Below are 5679 nucleotides of genomic sequence, written 5' to 3' on the forward strand. Positions count from 1 at the left end.
GTACTTTGGATATAGACGAAATGGGAGCTTTGGCAAAGCGAATGCCATACACTGGGGCTATGACGCTCATCGGCATCTTTGCCATATCCGCTCTTCCCCTCACCAATGGTTTCTTTAGCGAATTTACTATCTTCAGAGCCGCTATGGAAGCCATGCAAATTCCCTCTATAAAGCATCTCTTACCTGCGTTATTGATCCTGGTGGCCTTGGCCTTCATAGGCGCTTTGGCCTTGATCGCTTTTATTCGCATTTATGCCGTTGCCTTCCTGGGTGCACCTCGAAGCCAAAAAGCTGAAAATGCAAAAGAACTCAAAATCGGCGCCAGACTATCTGTCTTCTTCCTTAGCGTGGCAATCCTGCTCACGGGTATTGTTCCGGGAATCGCATTACGCTTTATAAAACCCCTGCTTCGTTGGTTTGATCTGGACATGCAGATATATGCCGGATTGCAGCAGCAGGCGACACAGATCAGCTCTGTATATTTGATCATTATTGCTATGTTTGCTTTGTTTTTCGTTGTTAGAAGACTGTGCGTAAAAGAGAAGACAGGTACTACCTGGGCTTGCGCTTACCCCAAGGTGAAGCCCAAAATGCAATCCAGTTCCATGACCTACATCCAACCTTTGGCATATTTTCTGAAACCCTTTATGTATAAAACAACTACCCGGGTAAAAGCTGAACACCCTTTCCCGCAGAAAATCGAATATAATGAAGAACATCCCGATGCAGTATGGAACTTGGTGGTGCGTCCAGTGAGCCGCATCATCAGCAATTTCTTGCTCCTCTTCGCAGGGATTCACAACGGAAAAACCAATAGCTACATTGCTTGGGCTTTGGGCTTCCTTGTTATTCTTTTGGTATGGGTAGTGGGGTTCAGATGATCAACGCTCTCTGTGTAATCTTCCTTCCCTTGCTGTTTATGGGTCTGATTTCTAAAGTGAAAGCAATAATGGTTGGCCGTAAAGGCAAACCAATATTGCAAAGTAGCTGGGATTTTTGGAAACTGCTGCGAAAAGACGAAATCTATAGTAATCATGCCACACAAATCAGCAGATTTGCTCCGCTATTGGCTCTGGCCGTCACATTCGTAGCAGCTATGTTTGTTCCTTTTCTCTCAAACAACACTCTCCTCAGTTTCCGGGGTGACTATATCTTGATTGTTTACTTGCTGAGCCTTGCCAAAGGAATTATGGCGCTAGCAGCGATGGATAGCGGGAGTAGTTTTCAGGGAATGGGAACTAGCCGTGAGCTTAGTTTTACAGCGTTTCTTGAGCCTGCTTTCTTTCTGGTCGTTGCCGCTCTCATCTTTAGCTCAGGTGCTGGTAGCACTGCAGAGTCCTTTGCTCAGCAAAGCATCTTCCATTCTAGTATTTGGGCTACACTTGCAGCAGCATCTCTGGCAATTGCCTTGTTTATCATGCTATTGGTGGAAAGCTCCAGAGTCCCCTTTGACGACCCTGCCACTCATCTGGAACTCACCATGATTCATGAAGTAATGATCTTGGATTTCAGCGGTTTCAACCTAGCAGTGATTCACTATACAGCCGCCCTGAAGATGTTCATCTATGCGTCTCTCATCAGTCGTTTGATTCTGCCGCCACAAATCGCTGTATGGTGGTATCTTGCGCTAATGCTGGCCATATACGTGCTTGTAGGAGTATTGGAATCTTTGATGGCTCGTTTTAGGATGAACCGTAATCTGGAACTGGTTTTATTACCTTTATGCATTGCTTTGCTTAGCCTGGCTATGCGTCTGGCAAGATATATGGGAGCCTGGTGATGGTGGAAATCCTTGTCGTAATCTTCGGACTCAGCCTGCTTTGGGCTTCCGTTACAAATATGTTGGGGACGATCATCAAAATCCTGGTACTTCAGGGAGTGATACTGTTTGCCATCACTTTGCTGAAAACCACTCAATTGAACTGGATCAGCTTCAGTCTCATTGCGTTGGAAACTCTTGTCTTCAAAGCGTTCCTTATTCCCTGGTTCATCGATGATACCATTAAACACAACCAGATTCGAAGGGAAGTGGAAGCTTCGGTGTCGAACTTTTTTTCTCTGGCACTGATGAGCCTGATATTCTTGCTCAGTTTCGCTCTGTCCGCAGCTGCCCCATTCTGGAGCCTCAATCTTTCCCCGCTTGAGTTTGGTATCGCTTTTGCCACAATCCTCAAAGGGATATTCATCATTATTGCAAACAAGAAACTCATCACTCACCTAATGGGTTATCTGATCATGGAAAACGGCATTTTCATGTTATCGCTGTCTGCTGGCAGTCATCTACCCTATATTGTTAGCTTGGGCGTGTCTCTGGACCTGATTCTGTCGGTACTTATCGCAGTACTCTTCATCAAGCGTATCCGTTCTACCTTCGATGATACAGAAAGCCCGCAAAGCTTGAAGGAGGAGTGATGAATACCATAATTTTGTTTGCATACCCCGTTCTTGCCGGCTTGATCTGTATATTCATCTCTTCCCGGCGAAGGATGGACATCCTGATACTTCTGCATGCCCTGTTGCATACTGGCTTGGGCATTCATGCCTATGTAAACCGAGGTAGTTTGTCCGGCATGGACGATCTGGGCTTGTTTATCTATCTGATCCTCTCTGTACTGTATTCCGCAATAGCTTTTTACCGGTTGGGCATGCAAGATAGTACGGCTATCAAAGACTACCGGATTCACTCCATCTTTCTGATGATCTTTGTAATGGCTATGGATGGAGCCACAATGGCCAAAGACTTAGGGTTGATATGGATATTTGTGGAAGCTACTACCATCAGTTCGGCTATGCTGATCAGTTATTCAAACAAGAAAAGTTCTTTGGAAGCTGCCTGGAAGTACCTTTTTATCTGCAGCGTAGGTATTGCCCTCGCCTTTGCCGGCATTCTGCTCTTGGTGATTGCTCAACCAGGAGAAGCCACTCTTTTGATATCCCACATTGATGCAAGCAAGCTTTCTCCGTTCTGGCTGAAGATTTCTTTTGTATTTATTCTGATCGGTTTTGGTACAAAGATCGGCTTGGCTCCCTTGCATTTCTGGTTACCTGATGCACATTCCGAAGCCCCTGCACCCATATCCGCCTTACTTTCAGGAGCTCTACTCAATATCGCGCTCATCCCCATCCTGCGCATGAACAAATTGATGCAACAAAGCGGAATGGCAGATTTGGCCAAGGAATTGTACCTGCTGATGGGCTTCCTTTCTGTATTTATTGCTGCAGTGTTTGTGCTGAAAACAAAGGATTATAAGCGTCTTTTAGCGTATTCATCCGTGGAAAACATGGGCTTGATCATGATCGCTTTCGGAGCCGGAGCATTGGCACATTATGGGGCTTATCTACATATCCTCGGTCATTCAATCATCAAATCGGCATTCTTCCTTTGCTCTGGCAATGTCCTGGCCATATATCATGACAAGAATCACGAGAAAATAAGTGGGATGCTTACCACTAATCCGATTAGCGCCTGGCTCTGGTTATTATGCTCAGTAATGATAATTGGCTTGCCCCCCTCACCTCTGTTTATCAGTAAGTTTCTGATCGCCACTGCATTGCTGAATAATGGCTCTTATCTGCTCTTTGCCTTACTGATGCTGCTGTTGACAATTGTCTCTTGGGGAATCATGCGTGTGGGACTCTCAATGTGCCTGGGAGACAGTGAGCGGAAACAGAGTTTGAGTATATGGATGTATTTAGCACCTGCAGGCTTGTTGCTGATTGCCTCTATTATCGGTATCTTCTTGCCTGTTTTAGATTAGAAATACTTCGTAATATTGAAAGCCGATCCTTTATGGGACCGGCTTTATTCTTGTAAAGTAAATATGTTTATTCAGCTTCCATTTCTTCGTCTGTATCCATGGAAGAAAAACGCTCATTGAAGATTTCGGCAATACGGTTGTACTCATCATCGTCTTCGATAATGCTTAGTTCCAGATTGTCATCCTGTTCTTCAAAACGCAGGATATCGTACTCCATTGCTCCCACTTCAGAGAGAGCGATGTAGTTTTGACCTTCTTCCTGAAGGATATCTAAAACCATAAAATCCTTCTTGCTGCCGTCTTCCATATCCAGTGTGATGATGTCGGCATCGTTGCCGCAATCACAATCTCCTCCGTCGCAATTACAATCCCCACCTTCACAGTTACAATCGTGTACGTGTTCTTCTGTATTGAGCTTATTATCTTTCGTTATCATGATAACTCCTATGTGTTTTCGCCATCTTTTTTGAGGACAGCTATTTGGCAAGCTAAAAAAACAACTGCAAAATATTCCTTGACAATCCCTGACCCGTCCCTTTATCTGTAACTATCAGGGTTCTGCATGCGGAAACCCGGTGATTTGATAATAATTTCTTAAAAGCATCTTAGAACTTGTGCAAGGAGTTTAAATGATTAGGGCTTTGTTAGTTGCTTTATTACTGATGTCATCACTTAGCTTTTTGGGAGCAGCAGATTTTAACTGGGGTATCAAATATGGAATAGGTTTGTCCTCCATTCATGGTGCCAATAGTGACTACGAAACGTCATTTGATATTCAGGAACATGCTGCTTCGGTTTCTGACTATGGAAACATCCAGGTACACTCTTCCGACAAGGACTACGGCCTCTCTCAGAATGCAGGACTCTACGCCAGTACTCGCCTTTTTCACAAAACCAGCTCCATTCGTATGGGAACTGAAGTTGTATGGCACAGATATGTATTCAACCAACATTTCGATGACAGTGTTCCGAATACCAGCAATCCAATCCTGGCTGCTGCATTTGGAGACACTCTGGGCGGGCGTATAGAGACTACTGTAGATTACATCACAGTACCATTGTTGATCAGCTTCAATCAAGTGCTTCCTGAAGAACAAGAACAGCAACAATACCAAGGTGCATTTATCTACGCCGGGCCGTCCTTTTCTTACCTAATTTATCAATCTCTGCAATCCTACGGCGGCTTCAACTCCTTGGAAGAAAGCATGGATGATTTGACCAATGTGATATCTAACCCAGATCCTTCTGTATCTTACAGCTATACTCGCAAGGAGAACGGTTGCGACAAATTGAAAGACTTCAAGACTGATCTGGTTTTTGGCACTGGTTTTGCCCTGAAAGACCTCTTTGGTTTTGGTTTGGGTACAGATGAATTTGTATTCGATCTTCGTTTTACCATAGGTTTGGATAATTTAGGTGATTCCGGATGGCGGAACGCCTTCAACCTTAGATCCATCTTGTTGAGTGCTGGCTGCCGATTGTAGACTGAGAAGCACGCTATATAAAGAGATACTACGATACCAGATCAGGTACGATCATTCTGATTTGCACTTTTTGTGTGTAAACACATATTTTCAAGCACTTAGGTGTAGGAAAGATTAATCATTGATATACAGTAACATATATGTCCAACTCCTTTTCTCCCTCTCTTGTAGCTCTTAATCACTTGTTCATCAAGCCTTAATCAAGCGTTAATTATTAATACTTGATTAAGGGATGATTAAGACATGATTAACGCCATGAAGAGGGGAAGAGATGGATGTGACAGCTTGATGTTTCCTGATTTTAGTTGTGTGGAGAGTCACCCTTTTAAGTATACAGGCAAGTCCGTTGAAGATAGTACAGAGGAGAACGATGGATAAGTTATTGTCATACAGAACGATGGTTAATCCAGCCTATGGGATAAAGGAGGTGGAGTTTT

General features: G+C 44.0%; 6 protein-coding genes. 5 read left to right on the plus strand and 1 reads right to left on the minus strand.

Translation table 11 applies throughout. The features are described 5' to 3' along the window. From PHF32_08480 to PHF32_08495, 4 genes are all read left to right on the plus strand, one after another. The coding region (locus PHF32_08480) for a proton-conducting transporter membrane subunit (protein ID MDD4560750.1) at window positions 1-881 on the plus strand (881 nt) is incomplete at its 5' end. Continuing rightward, on the plus strand, window positions 878-1780 hold the full coding sequence (locus PHF32_08485; protein MDD4560751.1) for an NADH-quinone oxidoreductase subunit H: 903 nt from the start codon (window positions 878-880) through the stop codon (window positions 1778-1780). The genes PHF32_08480 and PHF32_08485, both read left to right, overlap by 4 nt. Then, window positions 1780-2412: a hypothetical protein gene (locus PHF32_08490; GenBank protein ID MDD4560752.1), complete on the plus strand. Its 633-nt coding sequence runs from the start codon at window positions 1780-1782 to the stop codon at window positions 2410-2412. The genes PHF32_08485 and PHF32_08490 overlap by 1 nt, the downstream gene beginning before the upstream one ends. After that, window positions 2412-3758: a proton-conducting transporter membrane subunit gene (locus PHF32_08495; GenBank protein ID MDD4560753.1), complete on the plus strand. Its 1347-nt coding sequence runs from the start codon at window positions 2412-2414 to the stop codon at window positions 3756-3758. Before PHF32_08490 ends, PHF32_08495 begins: the two co-directional genes overlap by 1 nt. Window positions 3759-3825: 67 nt before the next feature. On the opposite strand, the gene PHF32_08500 is transcribed toward PHF32_08495, so the two are convergent. Next, entirely contained in the window at window positions 3826-4194 is a 369-nt protein-coding gene (locus tag PHF32_08500; GenBank protein ID MDD4560754.1) for a DUF1292 domain-containing protein, read from the minus strand. A gap of 193 nt (window positions 4195-4387) precedes the next feature. Between PHF32_08500 and PHF32_08505 the strand changes: the two genes are divergently transcribed. Beyond that, on the plus strand, window positions 4388-5242 hold the full coding sequence (locus tag PHF32_08505; protein ID MDD4560755.1) for an outer membrane beta-barrel protein: 855 nt from the start codon (window positions 4388-4390) through the stop codon (window positions 5240-5242). Window positions 5243-5679 lie beyond the last annotated feature (437 nt).

Source organism: Candidatus Cloacimonadota bacterium, assembly GCA_028706475.1.
Lineage (GTDB): Bacteria > Cloacimonadota > Cloacimonadia > Cloacimonadales > Cloacimonadaceae > UBA5456.